General features: G+C 70.2%; 16 protein-coding genes. 13 read left to right on the forward strand and 3 right to left on the reverse strand.

The window, feature by feature from the left end:
- Window positions 1–32: 32 nt before the first annotated feature.
- A complete protein-coding gene (locus tag STRTUCAR8_RS03800) occupies window positions 33–1,943 on the reverse strand; it encodes a sialidase family protein (protein ID WP_044471585.1) in 1,911 nt (636 codons plus the stop codon).
- Window positions 1,944–2,115: 172 nt separating this feature from the next.
- Window positions 2,116–3,042, reverse strand: a complete 927-nt coding sequence (locus tag STRTUCAR8_RS03805; RefSeq protein WP_044471586.1) for a quinone oxidoreductase family protein — start codon at window positions 3,040–3,042, stop codon at window positions 2,116–2,118.
- A gap of 98 nt (window positions 3,043–3,140) precedes the next feature.
- On the opposite strand from STRTUCAR8_RS03805, the gene STRTUCAR8_RS03810 reads away from it, so the two are divergent.
- Window positions 3,141–3,572 (forward strand): MarR family winged helix-turn-helix transcriptional regulator, encoded by a 432-nt coding sequence (locus STRTUCAR8_RS03810; RefSeq protein ID WP_006374110.1) that lies wholly within the window; start codon window positions 3,141–3,143, stop codon window positions 3,570–3,572.
- A gap of 95 nt (window positions 3,573–3,667) precedes the next feature.
- Here STRTUCAR8_RS03810 and fdhD read toward each other — a convergent pair whose 3' ends face one another.
- Complete coding sequence (gene fdhD / locus STRTUCAR8_RS03815; protein WP_006374103.1) at window positions 3,668–4,525, reverse strand: formate dehydrogenase accessory sulfurtransferase FdhD; 858 nt, start codon at window positions 4,523–4,525, stop codon at window positions 3,668–3,670.
- A 362-nt stretch (window positions 4,526–4,887) separates the two neighbouring features.
- On the opposite strand from fdhD, the gene STRTUCAR8_RS03820 reads away from it, so the two are divergent.
- The 12 genes from STRTUCAR8_RS03820 to STRTUCAR8_RS03870 all read left to right on the forward strand — a co-directional run bounded on the left by STRTUCAR8_RS03820 (window position 4,888) and on the right by STRTUCAR8_RS03870 (window position 20,439).
- Window positions 4,888–6,222, forward strand: coding sequence for an OFA family MFS transporter (locus STRTUCAR8_RS03820; protein ID WP_006374112.1), 1,335 nt, complete (start codon window positions 4,888–4,890; stop codon window positions 6,220–6,222).
- Window positions 6,197–6,343, forward strand: coding sequence for an MFS transporter small subunit (locus STRTUCAR8_RS53165; protein WP_006374097.1), 147 nt, complete (start codon window positions 6,197–6,199; stop codon window positions 6,341–6,343). Before STRTUCAR8_RS03820 ends, STRTUCAR8_RS53165 begins: the two co-directional genes overlap by 26 nt.
- A gap of 139 nt (window positions 6,344–6,482) precedes the next feature.
- Entirely contained in the window at window positions 6,483–7,445 is a 963-nt protein-coding gene (locus tag STRTUCAR8_RS03825) for a beta-ketoacyl-ACP synthase III (protein ID WP_006374114.1), read from the forward strand.
- A gap of 204 nt (window positions 7,446–7,649) precedes the next feature.
- Window positions 7,650–8,831: an ROK family transcriptional regulator gene (locus STRTUCAR8_RS03830; protein WP_006374105.1), complete on the forward strand. Its 1,182-nt coding sequence runs from the start codon at window positions 7,650–7,652 to the stop codon at window positions 8,829–8,831.
- A 130-nt stretch (window positions 8,832–8,961) separates the two neighbouring features.
- Window positions 8,962–10,554, forward strand: coding sequence for a sugar ABC transporter ATP-binding protein (locus STRTUCAR8_RS03835; protein WP_006374111.1), 1,593 nt, complete (start codon window positions 8,962–8,964; stop codon window positions 10,552–10,554).
- Complete coding sequence (locus STRTUCAR8_RS03840; protein ID WP_044471587.1) at window positions 10,551–11,570, forward strand: ABC transporter permease; 1,020 nt, start codon at window positions 10,551–10,553, stop codon at window positions 11,568–11,570. Before STRTUCAR8_RS03835 ends, STRTUCAR8_RS03840 begins: the two co-directional genes overlap by 4 nt.
- A 17-nt stretch (window positions 11,571–11,587) precedes the next feature.
- Window positions 11,588–12,637, forward strand: coding sequence for a substrate-binding domain-containing protein (locus STRTUCAR8_RS03845; protein ID WP_006374107.1), 1,050 nt, complete (start codon window positions 11,588–11,590; stop codon window positions 12,635–12,637).
- Window positions 12,638–12,749: 112 nt separating this feature from the next.
- The gene (locus STRTUCAR8_RS03850) at window positions 12,750–13,970 is read left to right on the forward strand and encodes a Gfo/Idh/MocA family protein (RefSeq protein ID WP_006374099.1); all 1,221 of its coding nucleotides are present in this window, start codon (window positions 12,750–12,752) and stop codon (window positions 13,968–13,970) included.
- Window positions 13,971–13,985: 15 nt separating this feature from the next.
- A complete protein-coding gene (locus tag STRTUCAR8_RS03855) occupies window positions 13,986–14,990 on the forward strand; it encodes a sugar phosphate isomerase/epimerase family protein (RefSeq protein WP_006374101.1) in 1,005 nt (334 codons plus the stop codon).
- Between the two features lie 123 nt (window positions 14,991–15,113).
- Window positions 15,114–17,627 carry a PQQ-dependent sugar dehydrogenase gene (locus STRTUCAR8_RS03860; protein WP_006374109.1) on the forward strand — a complete coding sequence of 838 codons (2,514 nt, stop codon included), beginning with the start codon at window positions 15,114–15,116 and terminating at the stop codon, window positions 17,625–17,627.
- Window positions 17,628–17,727: 100 nt separating this feature from the next.
- On the forward strand, window positions 17,728–19,053 hold the full coding sequence (locus STRTUCAR8_RS03865) for a ThuA domain-containing protein (RefSeq protein WP_044471588.1): 1,326 nt from the start codon (window positions 17,728–17,730) through the stop codon (window positions 19,051–19,053).
- 141 nt (window positions 19,054–19,194) lie between these two features.
- Window positions 19,195–20,439 carry an inositol-3-phosphate synthase gene (locus tag STRTUCAR8_RS03870; protein ID WP_006374106.1) on the forward strand — a complete coding sequence of 415 codons (1,245 nt, stop codon included), beginning with the start codon at window positions 19,195–19,197 and terminating at the stop codon, window positions 20,437–20,439.
- Window positions 20,440–20,481: the final 42 nt, after the last annotated feature.

Raw genomic sequence — 20,481 nt, forward strand, 5'->3', positions numbered from 1 at the left:
GTCCTCGCGCGAAAGGCGATCTCCGTACGCCGTCAGGAACGCCGGCGATGCGAACGACTCTCGTTCACCTGGTCCAGGGGCAGCCACAGCACCGTGCTGCTCGTGGCCGCCGCCTCGTCCACGGTCGCCGTCATGGAGGCCGTGGACAGTTCCGCGGTGTCCAACGCCCGGTCCCAGACCCGGACATCGTCGATCGCACCGCTGAAGTGCTGCAGGCTGTCCACCCGCTGCCCGAGGTGCACCCCGAACACCGAGTTGCGGCTGACCGACCCGGCGACGTCCGCCACACTGACCGCCGTACCGTCGACGAAGAGGGTGAACTGGCCGCCGCCACGGCGCAGGGCCGCGAAGTGCCACTGGCCGTCGTTGTAGGTGCCCACGGAGGTCGCGGAAGCCGTCCTGACGGCCGACGCGCCGTCCCGGACGGTCATCAGACCCCGGACCCGGTTGCTCGCGGGTTCGGCGCGCAGCCAGACCTGCGGCTGGGTCGAGCCGACCCCGCCCATCCACAGGAGCGGCCGGTCACCCGTCGTCGCCGTGGTCCGGAACCAGAGGGCCACCGTGAAGTCCTTGGTGCCGAGCGGCAGACGGTCGCTGTACGGGAGACGTACGGCGTCGTCCACACCGTCGAACTCCAGCGCGCCGCCGCCGAACACCCCGGTGGTCTGCGTGGCACCGCCGAGGACGGCGGCCGGACGGGCGCCCGGCGCCAGGTCACGGGTGGTCGGGTCCGGGCCGCGCGCGGGCGTCAGCCAGCCCTCGGTGAAGCGGGCGAAGCGGATCTCGTCGCGTGCGTCCACGGCGCCGCCCTCGTACATCAGGCCCACCGTCTCGCTGTCGATCTTCACCAGGTCGGAGTAGCCCGACCAGTCCCGCGTCACGACCGTGCCCCGGTCGACGCTGTCCCAGGTGCGCCCGCCGTCGTAGGAGGAGCGGATCATCATCGTCCGGCGCCGGTCGGGGTCGCCCGGGCAGGCCAGCAGCACACGGGCGCCGAAGCCCACGGTGGAGCACTGGACCTGGGGTGCGTAGAGATCCGGGAGGGCCCGGAACGGGGTGAGGAAGCTGCTGCCGCCGTCCGCGCTGAAGGCCTGGGTGCGGTGGCCGAGATCGGTACCGTCCTGTTCACGCCCGCTGACCAGGATCACCCCGTCCGAGCGCTCGGTGAGCGTCACCTCGGACGGTTTCTGCCGGAAGGTGCCGTCCGCCGCGATCGGCCAGCTGTCGGTGGCGCCGACCTTCCAGTGGTCGCCCCCGTCGTCGCTGATGATCAGCGCCGCGTGGTTGGCGCTGATCCGACTGCCGTCCCAGGTCTCGGTGTTGACGCCGAAGACGAGCCGGCCGGCGTGCTCGCCCCGGGTGAGCTGGAGGCCGTGCACAGGGCCCGTCGCGTACCAGGAGTTCCACTCGGGCGGCATGATCTCGGCGCTCAGGTCCCGAGGGTCGGACCAGGTCACCCCGTCGTCGTCGCTGTACTGCAGATGCGGGCTGCGGTCGCACGGCACCGGGCAGTTGCCGCCGCCCCGGCCGGTGTTCCAGCTCTGGGCCAGGAGGATGCGGCCGGTCTCCCGGTCCACGATGGGCGCCGGGTTGCCGTGCGTGTCGACCCCGCCGTCCTCGACCACCTGGACCGGGCCCCAGGTGCGCCCGTCGTCGGTGGACCGCTTGACAACGATATCGATGTCACCGGCGTCCCCGCAGTTGTCCTTCCGCCCCTCGGCGAACGCCAGCAGCGTGCCCTTCAGGGTCCGGACGATCGCGGGGATCCGGTAGCAGGCGTAACCGGGGTCCTGGGAGGCCCGGAAGAGCACCTGCTGCTCGAACGTGGCCGTGGGGGTGGCCTGTTCGGCGCCTGCGGGGCTCGGCATGGCGAGCAGCAGAGCGGCCGTGGTGAACACGGCCGTGAGGGTGTATCTGAGACGTGCGCGAAGACTTGACGGCATGTACGGCCCTGCCCTTCAACGTCTGGACTTCATGCGTCTGGACTTCAGAGTTCGTGACTTCAGAGGTCTGGACATCTGAACAATTGGGCATCCGAAAATCTGGACATCCTACGTCCAACGTGCGCGCATCAGACGGTAGTTGGATGCTCAGCCGCCCCACAAGAACCGTGTGTCAAGGGATCAGGACAACCTTGCCGAGGTTGGTCCGGGACTCGATGACCCGGTGCGCGCCGGCCGCGTCCGCAAGCGCGAACTCCCCGTGCACCACCGGTCGTACGGCTCCTTCGGTGAACAGCCGCCACAGTTCGCGGCGCCACCGCTCGTACAACTCGGGTCGCTCGAGGGCTATTCGGCGCAGCTGGAAGCCGGTGACGGTCGTGGAGCCCACCCGCAGGTCGTACGCCTGGACGGTCCCGCCGCCCGAGCTGTACGCGACGAGCCGTCCGCCGGGCGCGAGGGCGGCCAGCGCCGGGGTGAGCAGTTCCCCGCCGACCGCGTCGAGGACGTAGTCCACGGGCGCGGACCGGTCGCCGCGCCCCATGCGGTCGTACGTGACGACCTCGTCGGCTCCGAGGGAGCGCACGAAGTCGGCCTTGGCCGGGTCGGAGACGGCGCCGGCCACCCGGGACGCGCCGCGCGTCCGCGCGAGCTGCACCGCGAGATGCCCGACACCGCTCGCCGCGCCTGTGATCAGCGCTGTTTCGCCCGCTGCGGGGCGGGCGGCGGACAGCGCGCCGAGGGCTACCAGCCCGCTGCGGACGAGCGCGACCGCCTCCACCGGGGAGGCGTCGTCGGGTACGGGGGAGGCCATGGCCTCCTGGAGCACCGCGAAGTCGGCGTAGGCGTGGCCGAAACAGAGCCCGGTCACCCGCTCACCCCGTCGGAAACCGGTCACTCCGGCGCCCAGCGCCACGACCTCACCGGCGATCTCGCCGCCCAGCGCGGCCGGCTCGGCCGCCTCGGTCACCTTGCGGACGGCGGGGAGGGTGACGCCCACCGCCTCACAGCGCACGAGGAGCTCGCCGGGCCCGGGCTCCGGCAGGGGGGCCTCCTCCAGGAACAGGGGACCACCTGTGTGCCCGTACCGAACGCGCCGCATCCGCACCTCTTTCCTCGCACGACCAGAAACCGTTGGGAGCCCCAACGATAAACGTATAACCATTGGGAGGTCCAATGATTATTGGTTAGTCTTTCCGCATGTCTGTCGAACTTCGTTCCATACGCGTCCTCCCCAGCTGGATCCTGGGGAGGGCCGCCGACCGCGGACGGGCGCTGGTCGCCGCCGCACTGGCGGACGAGGGGCTGAAGATGTGGCATCACGTGGTGCTCTCCGCCGTCGCGGAGGTGGGCCCGGTCGCGCAGGCCGAACTGGTGCGCGGGGTGGGTCTCGACGCCAAGGACATGGTCGGCGTGCTCAACGACCTCGAGCACGCCTCACTGGTCGTGCGCACACCCGATCCGCGCGACCGGCGCAAGAACGCGGTGACGGTCACGTCGGAGGGACGAAAACTGCTGGCCCGCTGTGAGCGGGCCGCCCGCAGGGCCAACGACGAACTGCTGGCGCCGCTCTCGGGCGTGGAACGCGAGCTGTTCCTGGGCCTGCTGACCCGGGTGTCGGGCACGCGCTAGCGGCCGGCGGCCCGGTGGGCAGAAGCGGGGCCCCACCGGCGCAGGGGGCGCTCCCCGCCGTTCGAGGCCCCGCCGCCGTGCCGCGGGGAAACCGCTCAGCCCTGGGAGGCCGCGGCCTGCAGGGCGATACGGTCCTCGCCCGCGTACACGTTCATGTTGCTGCCCCGGAGGAACCCCACCAGGGTCAGCCCCGACTCGGCCGCCAGGTCGACGGCGAGTGACGAGGGCGCCGAGACGGCTGCCAGCACCGGAATCCCGGCCATGACCGCCTTCTGCGCCAGCTCGAACGACGCCCGGCCGGAGACCAGCAGGATCACCCGGGACAGCGGCAGGTCGCCGTTCTGCAGCGCCCGGCCGACCAGTTTGTCGACCGCGTTGTGCCGGCCCACGTCCTCACGGATGTCGAGCAGTTCGCCCTCCTCCGTGAACAGGGCCGCCGCGTGCAGACCCCCGGTCCGGTCGAACACCCGCTGGGATGCGCGGAGCCGGTCGGGGAGGCTCGCGAGCAGCTCGGGTGCCAGCCGGACCGGGGGAGCGTCGGCGCCGTCGTCGATCGCCCAGCGGGCCGTCGTACGCACGGCGTCCAGGCTGGCCTTTCCGCACAGGCCGCACGAGGACGTCGTGTACACGTTCCGCTCCAGCGTGATGTCGGGCAGCACCACGTCCGGAGCCGTCCGCACATCCACCACGTTGTACGTGTTCGAGCCGTCCTCCGTGGCCCCCGCGCAGTACACGATGTTCTGGAGTTCGCGCCTCTCGCCGAGCACGCCCTCGCTCACCAGGAAGCCGGCGGCGAGCGCGAAGTCGTCGCCCGGGGTCCGCATGGTGATGGCGATCGGCTTGCCGTTCAGCCGGATCTCCATGGGTTCCTCGGCGACGAGCGTGTCCGGCCGGGTGGAGATCGCCCCGTCCCGGATCCGGATCACCCTGCGGCGTTCGGTGACTCGTCCCATGTCCTGATCAGCCCCGGTTCTGTACGTGCTGGTAGGTGACCTTCTCGTTCTCATTGTCCTGCACGCGCGAGGTGGCGCCGCGGGCCCGGAGTTCTGCCGTCGCGAGGGAACGGGTTGACGACATATTGTCTACAGTATGGGAGTTGGGTCGGCAAGAGGTGCGGCACGGGTCCGGTGCGGCGCCGGTGGGCCGGGAGGCGGAGAGACGGTGGCCGGGAAGGGGTGCTCCGGGCGACCGGGGATGCCGTTCGTCCGGTCCGAACGACCGTTCGGCGCAGTGCGGATACCGTTCACCGCATACGGTCGGCGAGTTCGACCGGCCGCCTTCCCAACCGTGCGGCCGGTTCCTATCGTCCGGGATCATGAGTCCCCCTGTAGCACCGCCCGGCTGGAGCCGCTGGCTCGTTCCTCCGGCCGCCCTCTCGGTCCACCTCTCCATCGGTCAGGCCTACGCCTGGAGCGTCTTCAAGCCGCCGCTGGAATCCGCGCTCGGCCTCAGCGGCACCCAGAGCGCGCTGCCCTTCCAGCTCGGCATAGTGATGCTCGGCCTGTCCGCCGCGTTCGGCGGCACCCTCGTCGAGCGCAACGGGCCGCGCTGGGCCATGACCGTCGCCCTGGTCTGCTTCTCCTCCGGCTTCCTCCTCGCCTCGCTCGGCGCCGCCACCGAGCAGTACTGGCTGATCGTCTTCGGCTACGGCTTCGTCGGCGGCATCGGCCTGGGCATCGGCTACATCTCGCCCGTCTCCACCCTCATCAAGTGGTTCCCCGACCGGCCCGGCATGGCCACCGGCATCGCGATCATGGGCTTCGGCGGCGGCGCGCTCATCGCCTCGCCGTGGTCGGCGCAGATGCTGGAGTCGTTCGGCTCCGACAGCTCCGGGATCGCCCTCGCCTTCCTCGTGCACGGACTGTCGTACGCCGCGTTCATGTCGCTCGGAGTGCTCCTGGTCCGCGTGCCGCGCGGTGCGAAGCCCGCCGTCGGCGAACCGAGCGGACCGAGTGCCCTCACGGGCGTCCAGGTCTCCGCGCGCAGCGCCGTGCGGACCCCGCAGTTCTGGTGCCTGTGGGTCATCCTCTGTATGAACGTGACCGCCGGCATCGGCATCCTGGAGAAGGCCGCGCCGATGATCAAGGACTTCTTCGCGGACAGCTCCACACCCGTCTCGGTGTCGGCGGCGGCCGGCTTCGTCGCGCTGCTCTCGGCGGCCAACATGGCGGGCCGGATCGGCTGGTCGTCCACCTCCGACCTGATCGGCCGCAAGAACATCTACCGCGTCTACCTCGGCGTCGGGGCGCTGATGTACGCGTCGATAGCCTGGTTCGGGGACTCCTCCAAGCCGCTGTTCATCCTGTGCGCCCTGGTGATCCTCTCCTTCTACGGCGGCGGGTTCGCCACCATCCCCGCCTACCTGAAGGACCTCTTCGGGACCTACCAGGTCGGCGCGATCCACGGACGGCTGCTCACCGCCTGGTCCACGGCCGGGGTCCTCGGCCCGCTGATCGTCAACTGGATCGCCGACCGCCAGGAGGAGGCCGGCAAACACGGCTCGGCGCTCTACGGGACGTCGTTCGCCATCATGATCGGACTGCTCGCCGTCGGCTTCGTCGCCAACGAACTCGTCCGCCCCGTCGATCCCCGTCACCACGTGCCCGCGCCGAAGGAGGCCGCCGATGTCCAGCGAGAGCAGTCCGTCTGAGAACGCGGGGCCGCCCGACCGTCGGCCCCTGATCGCCTTCGCCTGGCTGTGGGTGGGGCTGCCGCTCTGTTACGGCATCTACGAACTGGTGCAGAAGGCGACACAGCTGTTCACAGGGTAGGTGTTCGGTCACAGACAGGGCTGATGGAAGCCGACAACCCGGCCGCGTTAATCCTGTGGCATCGCGTGCCGTCGTACTGGTGAGTCACTGATCAGACTGGAGGATCCCGCTACCGCAAAGCAGCAAAGGGGACCCACCCATGAACGGCTCGCGCATCGCCGCCGTCGGTCACTACCAGCCCGCCAAGGTACTCACGAACGAGGACCTGGCGGGCCTGGTCGACACCAACGACGAGTGGATCAGAAGCCGGGTGGGCATTCGTACGCGCCACATCGCCGGGCCCGACGAGCCCGTGGACGAGCTGGCCGCGCACGCCGCCGCCAAGGCGCTCGCCGCCGCGGGCCTGGCCGCGAGCGAGATCGACCTCGTCCTCGTCGCCACCTCGACGGCCGTCGACCGCTCCCCGAACATGGCCGCCCGGGTCGCGAACCGCCTCGGCATCCCCTCGGCGGCCACGATGGACCTCAACGTCGTGTGCGCCGGCTTCACCCACGCCCTGGCCACGGCCGACCACGCGGTCCGGGCCGGGGGATCGGTGCGGGCCCTCGTCATCGGCGCCGACAAGATGTCCGCGGTGACGGACTGGACCGACCGCACGACCTGCGTACTCGTCGGAGACGGGGCGGGCGCCGCCGTCGTCGAGGCCTGCCCGCCCGCCGCCGCGGACGCTCAGGGGCCCGCCGGAATCGGGCCCGTGCTGTGGGGGTCGGTGCCCGAGATGGGCCACGCGGTACGGATCGAGGGCACGCCCCCCGTGTTCGCGCAGGAGGGGCAGAGCGTCTACCGCTGGGCCACCACCCAGCTGCCGCGCATCGCCCGCCAGGCCTGTGAGCGCGCCGGTCTCGCCCCCGAGGACCTCGCCGCCGTCGTCCTGCACCAGGCCAACCTGCGCATCATCGAGCCACTGGCGGCGAAGATCGGCGCGGTGAACGCCGTCGTGGCCCGCGATGTCGTCGAGTCCGGCAACACCTCGGCCGCCAGCATCCCGCTTGCCTTCTCCAAACTGGTCGAGCGCGGCGAGATCTCCACCGGCGACCCCGTCCTCCTGTTCGGCTTCGGCGGCAACCTCTCCTACGCCGGGCAGGTCGTCCTCTGCCCGTGACGGTTGCGGCTCCGGAACACGTTCCACGAGCCCTCGCCGCGTCCCGTTCTTTGTCCTCTAAATGGAAGAAGTCAGCCTCAATCTGTGCTCAACTTCTTCCCAGCCCCGGCAGTCGCTGCTACGTTCCACTCGAAAGCCCGGCGAAGTGGCCGGAAATCGTGGCAGGTTGGTGCCCGACCAGGCTGGGAGGGGCTTGTGAGACGTATGACCGCACGACCCGCGAACTCCCACCAGGCCCGACTGCTGCGGCTGCTGCGTGACGGAGGGCCCAACTCCCGGGCCCAGCTGGGGGACCAGGTCGACCTGTCACGCTCCAAACTGGCCGTGGAGGTGGACCGCCTCCTGGAGACGGGCCTGATCGTGGCCGACGGACTCGCCGCCTCCCGGGGTGGCCGCCGCTCCCACAACATCCGGCTCGCCCCGGCCCTGCGCTTCCTCGGCGTCGACATCGGCGCGACCTCGATCGACATCGCGGTCACCAACGCCGAACTGGAAGTGCTGGGACACCTCAACCAGCCCATGGACGTACGCGAGGGCCCGGTCGCGGTCTTCGAGCAAGTCCTGTCGATGGCAGCCAAGTTGAGGGCGTCCGGGCTCGCGGAGGGGTTCGACGGCGCCGGCATCGGCGTCCCGGGCCCGGTCCGCTTCCCCGAGGGCATACCGGTCGCCCCGCCGATCATGCCCGGCTGGGACGGCTTCCCCGTACGGGAGGCACTCAGCCAGGAACTGGGCTGCCCGGTGATGGTCGACAACGACGTGAACCTGATGGCGATGGGGGAGCAGCACGCGGGCGTCGCCCGTTCCGTGGGCGACTTCCTCTGCGTCAAGATCGGCACCGGTATCGGCTGCGGCATCGTCGTCGGCGGTGAGGTCCACCGCGGCGTGACGGGCAGTGCCGGCGACATCGGGCACATCCAGGCGGTGCCCGACGGGCGCCCCTGTGCCTGCGGCAACCGGGGCTGCCTGGAAGCCCACTTCAGTGGCGCCGCTCTCGCCCGCGACGCCAAAGAGGCGGCCCAGCAAGGACTTTCGGCGGAACTCGCCGCCCGGTGGGAGGCGAGCGGCTCCCTGAGCGCCGTCGACGTCGCCGCCGCCGCTGCCGCCGGGGACGCCACCTCGCTCGACCTGATCCGCGAGGGCGGCAACCGCACCGGCCAGGTCATCGCCGGTCTCGTCAGCTTCTTCAACCCCGGCCTGGTGGTGATCGGCGGCGGGGTGACCGGCCTCGGCCACACCCTGCTCGCCGCGATCCGTACCCAGGTCTACCGCCAGTCGCTGCCCCTGGCGACCGGCAACCTGCCCATCGTTCTGGGGGAGTTGGGCCCCACCGCTGGAGTAATCGGCGCCGCCCGGCTCATCAGCGACCACCTGTTCTCACCCGCGTAAGCCGACTCCGTACCCACGTCACCTGACGCACACCACCAGCACAGCGCCCCGCTCTGCCCTGCCTGAAAACGCCTGCCCAGCAAGCGATCCACCCTGCAACCGGCCCGCACGCCCGCCAAGGGGAACCGTCATGGCACCAGAACCACCGCTGCTCAGCATGTCCGGCATCACCAAGTCGTTCCCCGGAGTCCGGGCCCTCGACGGCGTCGACCTCGACGTCCAGGCCGGCGAAGTGCACTGTCTGCTCGGCCAGAACGGAGCCGGCAAGTCCACCCTCATCAAGGTCCTGGCGGGCGCCCACCAGCCCGACGGCGGCACCATCAACTGGCGCGGCGAGCCGGTCACCCTGCGTTCGCCCATCGCCGCCATGCGCCTCGGCATCGCGACCATCTACCAGGAACTCGACCTGGTGGAGGGCCTGTCGGTGGCCGAGAACGTCCACCTCGGCCATGAACCCACGACCGCCGGCTTCGTCGTACGAGGCAAGACGGCGAAGACATCAACCGCAGCTCTCCTCAAGCGACTCGGTCATCCGGAGGTCGGTCCCGGGCGCCTGGTCGGAGAGTTGTCGGCGGCGCAGCAGCAGATCGTGTCCATGGCGCGGGCGCTCTCCCACGACGTACGGCTGATCGTCATGGACGAGCCGTCCGCCGCGCTCGACCCGGAGGAGGTCGACAACCTCTTCCGGATCGTCGGCGACCTGACCGCCGCCGGGGTCGCCGTCGTCTACATCTCGCACCGCCTGGAGGAGATCCGCCGCATCGGCGACCGTGTGACCGTCCTCAAGGACGGCCGGGCGGTGGCCGGCGGACTCCCCGCGAAGTCCACCCCGACCCGCGAGGTAGTCGCCCTGATGACGGGCCGCAACGTCGAGTACGTCTTCCCGGAACGCCCCACCACACCGGCGGACGCGGCCGGCACACCCGTCCTCGAAGTCCAGGGGCTCGCCAGGGAAGGCGAGTTCGCGCCCGTCGACCTCACCGTGCGGCCCGGCGAGATCGTGGGCCTCGCCGGACTGGTCGGGTCGGGGCGCTCGGAGATCCTGGAGACGATCTACGGCGCCCGCAAACCGACCGCCGGCCAAGTGCTGGTCGACGGAAGGGTGTTGAGGCCGGGCAGTGTGCGGGCCGCAGTGCGTGCCGGGCTCGGGCTCGCCCCCGAGGAACGCAAGGCGCAGGCCCTGCTGATGCTGGAGTCCGTCACCCGCAATGTGTCGGTCTCCTCCATGTCCCGTTTCGCACGCGGCGGCTGGATCGACCGGGGTGCCGAACTGGGCGCCGCCCGAGCCGCCACCCGCGAGCTGTCACTACGGCCCGACAACCCCTCCGTACCGGTGCGCACCCTCTCCGGCGGCAACCAGCAGAAGGCGGTCCTCGCCCGCTGGCTGCTGCGCGGCTGCCGTGTCCTGCTGCTCGACGAACCGACCCGGGGCGTCGACGTCGGTGCCCGTGCCGAGCTGTACGCGGTCATCCGCCGCCTCGCCGACGAGGGCCTCGCCGTCCTGCTGGTCTCCAGCGAAGTGCCCGAGGTGCTCGGCCTCGCCGACCGTGTCCTGGTCCTGCGCGAGGGCCAGGTCGTCCACACGGCACCCGCCCGCGAACTCGACGAACACCGCGTGCTCGACCTCGTGATGGAAGGAGCCCCTGTGGCCAGCACAAGTTCCGCGGGCGGCAGATCCGCGACCGGCAGCTCCGTGGCCGGTGAAAGGGGCCCCGCGTCATGACACAGCCCGTGTCCCCGCCGCGCGACACCACCGACAAGGTCCCGGCGGCCGGTCAACTCCCGGCCTGGCGCGGCATGGTGGCCCGCGCCGACGTCCGCACCCTCTCCCTCCTCGGTGTCCTCGCCGCACTGATCGTCGTCGGCGGCATCACCAAGCCCGACGAGTTCCTCGACACCCGCAACCTCCAACTCGTCCTCACCCAGGGCTCGGTGATCGGCGTCGTCACCGTCGGCATGACCTTCGTCATCATGTCGGGCGGAATCGACCTGTCGGTCGGCGCGATCGTCGCCCTCTCCTCGGTGTGGGCGACCACCGTCGCCACCCAGGAGTACGGCTTCGCGGGCATCCTCTTCACCGCGGTGCTCGTCGGCGTGGGCTGCGGACTGGTCAACGGCCTGCTCATCGCGTACGGCGGGATGGTCCCGTTCATCGCCACGCTCGCCATGCTTGCCTCGGCGCGCGGACTCGCCCTCCAGATCACCGACGGCGCGACACAGATCGTCACCATCGACAGCGTCCTCGACCTCGGCGAGCGCGACGCCTACATCTTCGGCATCCCGCCCCTGGTACTGGTCTTCGCGGTAGTGACGATTCTCGGCTGGCTGATCCTGAACCGCACCACCTTCGGCCGCCGTACCGTCGCCGTGGGCGGCAACGCGGAGGCCGCCCGTCTCGCCGGCATCGACGTCCGCCGCCAGCGCCTCTACCTCTACCTCCTGTCCGGACTGTGCTGCGGGATCGCCGCATTCCTGCTGATCATCCTGTCCGGCTCGGGCCAGAACACCAACGGCAACCTGTACGAGCTGGACGCCATCGCCGCCGCGATCATCGGCGGCACCCTGCTCAGCGGGGGTCGCGGCACCATCGTCGGCTCAGTCCTGGGCGTCCTGATCTTCACCACGATCACCAACATCTTCGCCCTGAACAACCTGCAGAGCGATGTGCAGCAGATCGCCAAGGGCGCGATCATCGTCGCCGCCGTGCTCGTCCAGCGCCGCACCGCAAGCACGACCTGAGGAAAGGGTTCACCGCCATGCCAGAGCCGACGCCTTTCACAAGCCGCAGAGGACTTCTCTTCGGGACCGCCGCCGTCGGGGCGGGAGTCCTGCTCACCGGTTGCACCAGCAACGAGCCCGCCGACGAGCCCGCGGCGAACGACAAGCAGCCGGCCGCCGCCGACACCCCCGGCAAGGCCGTCACCATCGGCTTCGCCGGACCGCAGGCCGACCACGGCTGGCTCAACGCGATCAACGACAACGCGAAGAGCCAGGCGAAGAAGTACTCCGACGTGACGCTGGAGATCACCGAGGGCTCGAACGACACCGCCGCGCAGATCGGCCAGATCGAGACGCTGATCAACAAGAAGGTCGACGTTCTGGTGATCCTGCCCGCCGACGGCAAGGCGCTCACCCAGGTCGGCCTGAAGGCGATGCGCGCCGGAATCCCCGTCGTCAACCTGGACCGGATCTTCAACACCCCGCAGGCTTACCGCTGTTGGATAGGCGGCGACAACTACGGCATGGGCCTCAACGCCGGTCACTACATCGGCGAACAGCTCAAGGACGTGGACGACGCCAAGGTCATCGAACTCGCGGGCCTCGACAACCTGGAGCTGACCAAGCAGCGCACCCAGGGCTTCGACGACGCCCTGAAGAACTACCCGAACATCAAGAAGGTAGCCCGCCAGGCCGCCGAGTTCACGGTCGAGTCGGGCCAGGCCAAGATGGCCCAACTCCTGCAGGCGCAGTCGAAGTTCGACGCCCTGTGGAACCACGACGACGACCAGGGCGTGGGCGCGCTGCGGGCCATCGAACAGGCCGGCCGCGACGACTTCCTGATGGTCGGCGGCGCGGGCGCCCTCTCCGCCTTCCAGGCCATCAAGCAGGACAACGGCGTCCTGAAGGCGACCGTGCTCTACCCGCCCACCATGGCCGCCTCCGCGATCGACCTGGCCCGCGCACTGGGCCAGGGCAAGGGGGTGAGCGGCCTCGCCGAGTTCGAGATCCCCTCGTCCCTCACCCTCTACTCGGCGGTCGTCGACAAGAACAACGTCGACCAGTACATGCCGACCGGCTTCAAGTAGAGGGACCCCGACAAGGGGTTTTCAAGGGGCGCGGGGAACTGCGCGACCAGCCACGACGCACCCGCAGCCGACCCACTGGATCACCCCCCACCACCACGAGGAGGACCTCCGCATGGCACAGCCGCAGGCAGACGCCGCCGAGGACGGAAAGCCGGTCCTGGGCGTCGGCATGGTCGGATACGCCTTCATGGGCGCAGCCCACTCCCAGGGCTGGCGCACCGTGAACCACGTCTTCGACCTGCCCCGGCGCCCGGTACTCGCCGCGATCTGCGGCCGGGACCCCCGCGCCGTCCGAGCGGCAGCGACCAGGCACGGCTGGGCGGCGGCCGAGACCGACTGGCGCGCCCTGATCGAACGGGACGACGTCGACCTCGTCGACATCTGCACCCCCGGCGACAGCCACGCCGAGATCGCCCTCGCCGCCCTCGCCGCGGGCAAACACGTCCTGTGCGAGAAGCCCCTCGCCAACACCGTTGAGGAAGCCACGGCGATGACAGCGGCGGCCGAAGAAGCGGAGCGTCGCGGCCAGTTGGCGATGGTCGGCTTCAACTACCGTCGTCTGCCCGCCACCGCGCTCGCCCGTTCCATGGTCGCCGAGGGCAGGCTCGGCAGCCTGCGGCACGTACGGGTGACGTACCTTCAGGACTGGCTGGTGGACCCACAGTTCCCCCTCACCTGGCGGCTGCGCAAGGAGACGGCCGGGTCGGGCGCGCTCGGCGATCTGGGCGCCCACATCGTAGACCTCGCCCAGTACCTCGTGGGCGAACCCCTCGCCGGAGTCTCCGCCCTCACCGAAACCTTCGTACGGGAACGCCCGTTGCCCGGCGGCACGGTCAACGGACTGACCGCCACCGCGACCGTCGGTGCCGGACAGGTCACCGTGGACGACGCCGCCGTCTTCACCGGCCGATTCGCCTCGGGCGCCCTCGCCTCCTTCGAGGCCACCCGGTACGCGACCGGCCGCAAGAACGCCCTGCGCATCGAACTCAACGGTGAACACGGCTCGTTGGCCTTCGACCTGGAACGCCTCAACGAACTCGAGTACCACGACGGCACCGAGCCCGGCACACACGCCGGTTTCCGCCGCATCCTCGTCACCGAACCCGATCACCCCTACCTGGACGCGTGGTGGCCGCCGGGCCACGGACTCGGCTACGAGCACACCTTCGTCCACCAGGCCCGCGACCTCGTCCTCGCGATCGCGGCGGGAAACCGGCCCAGGCCGTCCTTCGCGGAGGGCCTCCAGGTGCAACGTGTCCTGGCGGCGGTCGAGGAGAGCGCGGAGAAGAACTCCGTCTACACGCCCATAGCTGTCTCATCCGCATCGGTCTGAGGAGGCTCGACGAGAATGCCGCGCGACTTCACACTCTTCACCGGCCAGTGGGCCGACCTGCCTCTCGAAGAGGTCTGCCGCCTCGCCCGTGACTTCGGCTACGACGGACTCGAACTCGCCTGCTGGGGCGACCACTTCGAGGTCGACAAGGCCCTCGCGGACCCGTCCTACCTGGCGGGCCGCCATCAACTCCTCGACAAGTACGGCCTCAAGTGCCGGGCGGTCTCCAACCACCTGGTCGGCCAGGCGGTCTGCGACGCCATCATCGACGAACGGCACCAGGCGATCCTGCCCGGCCGTATCTGGGGTGACGGCGACGCGGAGGGCGTACGGCAGCGGGCGGCGGCCGAGATCGCCGACACCGCGCGGGCCGCCGCCGCCTTCGGCGTCGACACCGTCATCGGCTTCACCGGCTCCGCGATCTGGCATCTGGTCGCGATGTTCCCGCCGGCCCCCCAGCCGATGATCGACCGCGGCTACCAGGACTTCGCCGACCGCTGGAACCCGATCCTCGACGTCTTCGACGCCCAGGGCGTGCGGTTCGCCCACGAGGTCCACCCCAGCGAGATCGCCTACGACTACTGGACGACCCAGCGCGCCCTGGAGGCAGTCGACCACCGGCCCGCCTTCGGCCTGAACTTCGACCCCTCGCACTTCGTGTGGCAGGACCTGGACCCGGTCGGCTTCCTGTGGGACTTCCGCGACCGGATCTACCACGTCGACTGCAAGGAGGCCCGCAAGCGGCTCGACGGCCGCAACGGCCGCCTCGGCTCACATCTCCCATGGGGCGACCCGCGTCGCGGCTGGGACTTCGTGTCGGCCGGCCACGGCGACGTCCCCTGGGAGGACATCTTCCGCATGCTGCGCTCCATCGACTACCGGGGTCCCATCTCCGTGGAGTGGGAGGACGCCGGCATGGACCGGCTCCAGGGCGCCCCCGAGGCGCTGACCCGGCTCAAGGCGTACGACTTCGACCCGCCGTCGGCCTCGTTCGACGCGGCGTTCGGCAGCAACGACTGAGCTGCTGCTACTGACCGTACTGACCGTACTGACCGTTCTGACTGTTCCTGACTGTTCCGGGGTGACGGCGCACCCCGGCGTATCGCACCCGCATGTACCACGAGCTCCATTCTGGAGGCATTCGTGCACGCGAAAGTCGGCACCACCCGCACCGGCAGAACCGCGAGTCGCAGACGACACCCCCAAGTCCGCAGAGTGCTGGCCCTGTTCACGGGCGCGCTGCTGGCGGGAGCGTCACTGACCCTTGCCGTACCCCAGGCCGGCGCAGCCGTCGCCGAGCCCGCGGACAGCCCCGCGGTGACAGCCGCGGAGGACTTCCAGCAGGTCACCCTGGCCAAGGGGGAACCGGAGGTCGGCGAACCCATGTCGCTCGCCGTCCTCCCCGACCGTTCGGTCCTGCACACCTCTCGCGACGGTGAACTCCGCATCACCGACGCCGCCGGAAACACCCGGATGGCCGGCAAGCTCGACGTCTACTCCCACGACGAAGAGGGCCTCCAAGGCATCGGCGTGGACCCGCAGTTCAGCTCCAACCGCTTCGTCTACCTGTACTACGCGCCCCCGTTGAACACCCCGGCGGGCGACGCCCCCGAGACGGGCACCGCGGCCGACTTCGCGCCCTTCGACGGCGTCAACCGGCTCTCCCGGTTCGTTCTGGGCGCCGACGGCACCCTCGACAAAGCCAGCGAGAAGAAGATCCTCGACGTCCCCGCCTCGCGCGGCCTGTGCTGCCATGTCGGCGGCGACATCGACTTCGACGCGGCGGGCAACCTGTACCTGTCGACGGGCGACGACACCAACCCCTTCCAGTCCGACGGCTTCACCCCGATCGACGAGCGCGCGAACCGCAACCCGGCCTTCGACGCCCAGCGTTCGGCCGGCAACACCAACGACCTGCGCGGCAAGATCCTGCGCGTCAAGGTCGCCGCGGACGGCTCGTACACCGTCCCCGACGGCAACCTGTTCGCACCGGGCACGGACAAGACGCGCCCCGAGATCTACGCGATGGGCTTCCGTAACCCGTTCCGCTTCAGCGTCGACAAAGCGACCGGCATCCTCTACATCGGCGAGTACGGCCCCGACGCGGGCGCCGCCGACCCGGCCCGAGGACCCGCGGGCCAGGTCGAGTTCGCCCGGGTCACCGGCCCCGGCAACTTCGGCTGGCCGTACTGCACCGGCGCCAACGACGCCTACGTCGACTACGACTTCGCGACCGGCGCCTCGGGCGCCGCCTTCGACTGCGCCGCCCCCAAGAACAACTCGCCCCACAACACCGGCCTGACCGACCTTCCCCCGGCGCAGGCCGCCTGGATCCCGTACAACGGCGCGTCCGTACCGGAGTTCGGCGACGGCTCCGAGTCCCCGATGGGCGGTCCCGTCTACCACTACGACGCCTCGCTCGACTCCCCGGTCAAGTTCCCGGAGGCGTACGACGGCGACTTCTTCGCCGGCGAGTTCGGCCGCAAGTGGATCAAGCGGATCAGCAGCGACGACAACGGCACCGTCCAGGCCATCAACGACATCCCCTGGACCGGCACCCAGGTGATGGACATGGCCTTCGGTCCGGACGGTGCGCTGTACGTCCTCGACTACGGCATCTCCTGGTTCGGCGGCGACGAGCACTCCGCCCTCTACCGCATCGAGAACGCCACCGACGGCCACTCCCCGGTCGCACAGGCCGCAGCCGACGTCACCTCCGGGCAGGCCCCGCTGAAGGTGAGGTTCTCCTCCGCCGGCACCACCGACCAGGACGGCGACGCCCTCACCTACAGCTGGGACTTCGGCGACGGCGGAACGTCGACCTCGGCGAACCCCTCCCACAAGTACAAGAAGAACGGAACGTACACGGCGACACTGACCGCCAAGGACGCCACCGGCCGCACGGGCAGCGCGAGCGTCCAGGTCGTCGTCGGCAACACCGCACCCAAGGTGACCCTCCAACTCCCGCAGGACGGACAGCTGTTCGCGTTCGGCGACGCGATCCCGTTCAAGGTGAAGGTCACCGACCGGGAGGACGGCCGGAGCATCGACTGCACCAAGGTCCAGGTCACCTTCATCCTCGGCCACGACAGCCACGGCCACCCGCAGACCTCGGCGAACGGCTGCTCCGGCACCATCCAGACCAGCGCCGACGGCGGCCACGACCCGAACGCCAACATCTTCGGGGTCTTCGACGCCCAGTACACCGACCTCGGAGGCGGCGGCCAGGCACCCCTGACCACCCATGACCAGAACGTCATCCAGCCCACCCACCGCCAGGCCGAGCACTTCAACAACTCGTCCGGCACGACAGTGAGTTCACGCGAGTCGGCGAACGGCGGCAAGACAGTCGGCGACATCGACAACGGAGACTGGATCGCCTTCACGCCCTACGCCCTGGGCAACGCCAAGTCGCTCACGGCACGCGTCGCCTCGGCCGGCGCGGGCGGCAAGCTGGAGATCCGCGCGGGTTCCCCCACCGGCAAGGTGCTGGGCCGTACGACCGTACCGGCGACCGGGGGCTGGGACACCTACCAGGACGTCACCGCCACCCTCTCCCACGCCCCGCAGAGCACGACCACGCTCTACCTGGTCTTCAAGGGAGCGGCGAGCGGCGACCTGTTCGAGGTGGACGACTTCGCCTTCACCACGGGCTGAGGGGAGGCGCGCCATGCGATCAACAGAACGGACGGGACGAACAGTATCGACCGAACGAAAGGGATGGGCCGGACGAACAGGAGTATCTGTCACCGCTGTTGTGGGCGCGGCACTTCTCCTCGGAGGCATCTCGACCCCGGCCGCCTCCACGCCCGCACCACGGCACGCCGACCGGGTGCTGGTCTTCTCCAAGACGGCGGCCTTCCGGCACGACTCCATCCCCGACGGCGTCACGGCACTCAAGGAACTCGGCGCGAGCGCCGGTTTCAGGGTCGACGCGACGGAGGACGCGACGGCGTTCAACCCGAAGAACCTCCGCCGGTACGCGGCCGTCGTCTTCCTCTCGACGACCGGCGACGTACTGACGGTTCGTCAACAAGCCTCCTTTGAAGGCTATATCCACCACGGCGGCGGCTATGTGGGCATCCACGCGGCGGCCGACACGGAGTACGACTGGGCCTTCTACGGCGGCCTGGTCGGCGCCTACTTCCAGGGGCACCCGGCCATCCAGCCGGCCCGGATGAAGGTGGAGGACCGCGCCCACCCGGCGACCTCGACCCTGGGCGCGGACTGGAACCGTACCGACGAGTGGTACAACTACCGCTCCAATCCCCGGAGTTCGGTGCACGTCCTGGCCTCCCTCGACGAGTCGTCGTACACCGGCGGCACGATGAACGGCGACCACCCGATCGCCTGGTGCCACAACTACGCGGGCGGACGCTCCTTCTACACCGGCGTCGGCCACCTGTCGTCCGCGTACACCGAACCGGCGCTCAGGCAGCACCTGTTGGGCGGTCTGCGCTGGGCCACCGGCAAGGCCCAGGCCGACTGCCGGCCGGAGAACGGCTACCAGCCCCTCTTCGACAGCACCTCGCGGGAAGGGTGGCAACAGGCGGGCCCGGGCACCTTCACCGTCTCCGACGACGGCACACTGACGTCGTCCGGCGGCATGGGCCTGCTCTGGTACGCCGACCGGAGCTTCGGCGCCTACTCGCTGAAACTGGACTGGAAGGCCCGAGGCGACGACAACTCCGGTGTGTTCGTGGGCTTCCCGCCCTCGGACGACCCGTGGTCGGCGGTCGACAAGGGCTACGAGATCCAGATCGACGCGACCGACGCCCCCGACCGCACCACCGGGGCCGTGTACGGCTTCCGCTCCGCCGACCTGAGGAAGCGCGACCGTGCGCTGAATCCGCCGGGGGAGTGGAACACGTACGAGATCCGCGTGGAGGGCGAACGGCTCCGCGTCTGGCTCAACGGCGTACGGATCAACGATTTCACCAACACCGATCCCGCCCGCAGCCTGCGGGACGGTCACATCGGCATCCAGAACCACGGAGCCGACGACCAGGTGTCCTTCCGTGACATCCGGATCAAGGAACTGCCCGTGAACGCGCCGGTGAGTCAGGCCACCGCGGGCGACTGAGCGGCGGCGGGCGGGGGACGCCGGACCTCCAGGAGGGGCGCCTTCCTTCCCCTCCCGGCCCGCGCCCAGAGGGTGTGAACACCGCGAACGCCGTGAACTCGGCGAACACCCTGAACACCGTGAACGACAAGGAGGCCGCCCATGTCCACGTCGTCGTCCCGTCCTCCAACTCGCGTGGGGGTATGGCTGATCGGAGCCCGCGGCTCCGTCGCCACCACCGTCGTCGCGGGCTGCGCCGCCGTGACAACGGGACTGCACCGGCCCACGGGCATGGTCACCGAGACACCCCCGTTCACGGACTGCGACCTCCCGCCCCTCTCGGCCCTCGTCTTCGGCGGGCACGACACCGTGGACTGCCCGCTGCCCAAACGTGCCGAGGCACTGACGGCGGCCGGCGTCCTGCCCTACGGACTCACCCCGGCGATCGCCTCCGAACTGGCCGCCGCGGACCGGGAGATCAGACCCGGCGGTCCCGCCCCCGGCGACACCACCCGAACCCCGGACGAACTGGTGACGGCGTTCGCCGCGGACATCCAGGACTTCGTACGACGCCACGACCTGGCCCGGGCGGTGGTGGTGAACGTGGCTTCCACGGAACCGGCCCCCACCGGCATCGCACTCCCGCCGAGCTCCCTGTACGCGGCGGCGGCCCTCCGCGCGGGCTGCCCGTACGTCAACTTCACCCCGTCGACAGGGCTGCACCACCCGGCGCTGGCCGCCGAGGCGGCGACCAGCGGTCTGCCCCACGCGGGCCGGGACGGCAAAACGGGCCAGACCCTGCTCAGGTCGGTCCTCGGCCCGATGTTCACGCAACGGGCACTGGAGGTTCGCGCCTGGTCGGGCACCAACCTCCTCGGCGGGGGAGACGGGGCCTCCCTCGCCGACCCCGCCGCTGCGGCGGCCAAGAACGCCGGCAAGGAACGCGTTCTCACCGACACCCTCGGCACCACACCGGAGGGCGTGGTCCACATCGACGACGTCCCGTCCCTCGGTGACTGGAAGACCGCGTGGGACCACATCGCCTTCGACGGCTTCCTCGGCACCCGCATGATCCTCCAGACCACCTGGCAGGGCTGTGACTCGGCCCTGGCGGCCCCCCTGATCCTCGACCTGGCCCGCCTCACCGCCCGCGCCCACGAAGCCGGACTCTCCGGCCCTCTCAGCCAACTCGGCTTCTACTTCAAGGACCCGATGGGCGAAGGCCCGCCGGGACTGGGGGAGCAGTACGCGGAGCTGCTGGCGTTCGCGGCACGGCTGCGGAGTGGAGGCGGGGGAGAGGCCGCGGGCCGGCCCGCCCACCCGGGAATGGGACCGGACCGGCACGCGGACACCCGGGCGGAGGCCCTGGGCCCCCGATCGTCCGGCGACGAGGAGGAACGCCGATGAGCCCCCGACCTGGCGCGCCCTCCGCAGCCGGCGCACGTGACC

It is taken from the genome of Streptomyces turgidiscabies Car8, from assembly GCF_000331005.1.
Lineage (GTDB): Bacteria > Actinomycetota > Actinomycetes > Streptomycetales > Streptomycetaceae > Streptomyces > Streptomyces turgidiscabies.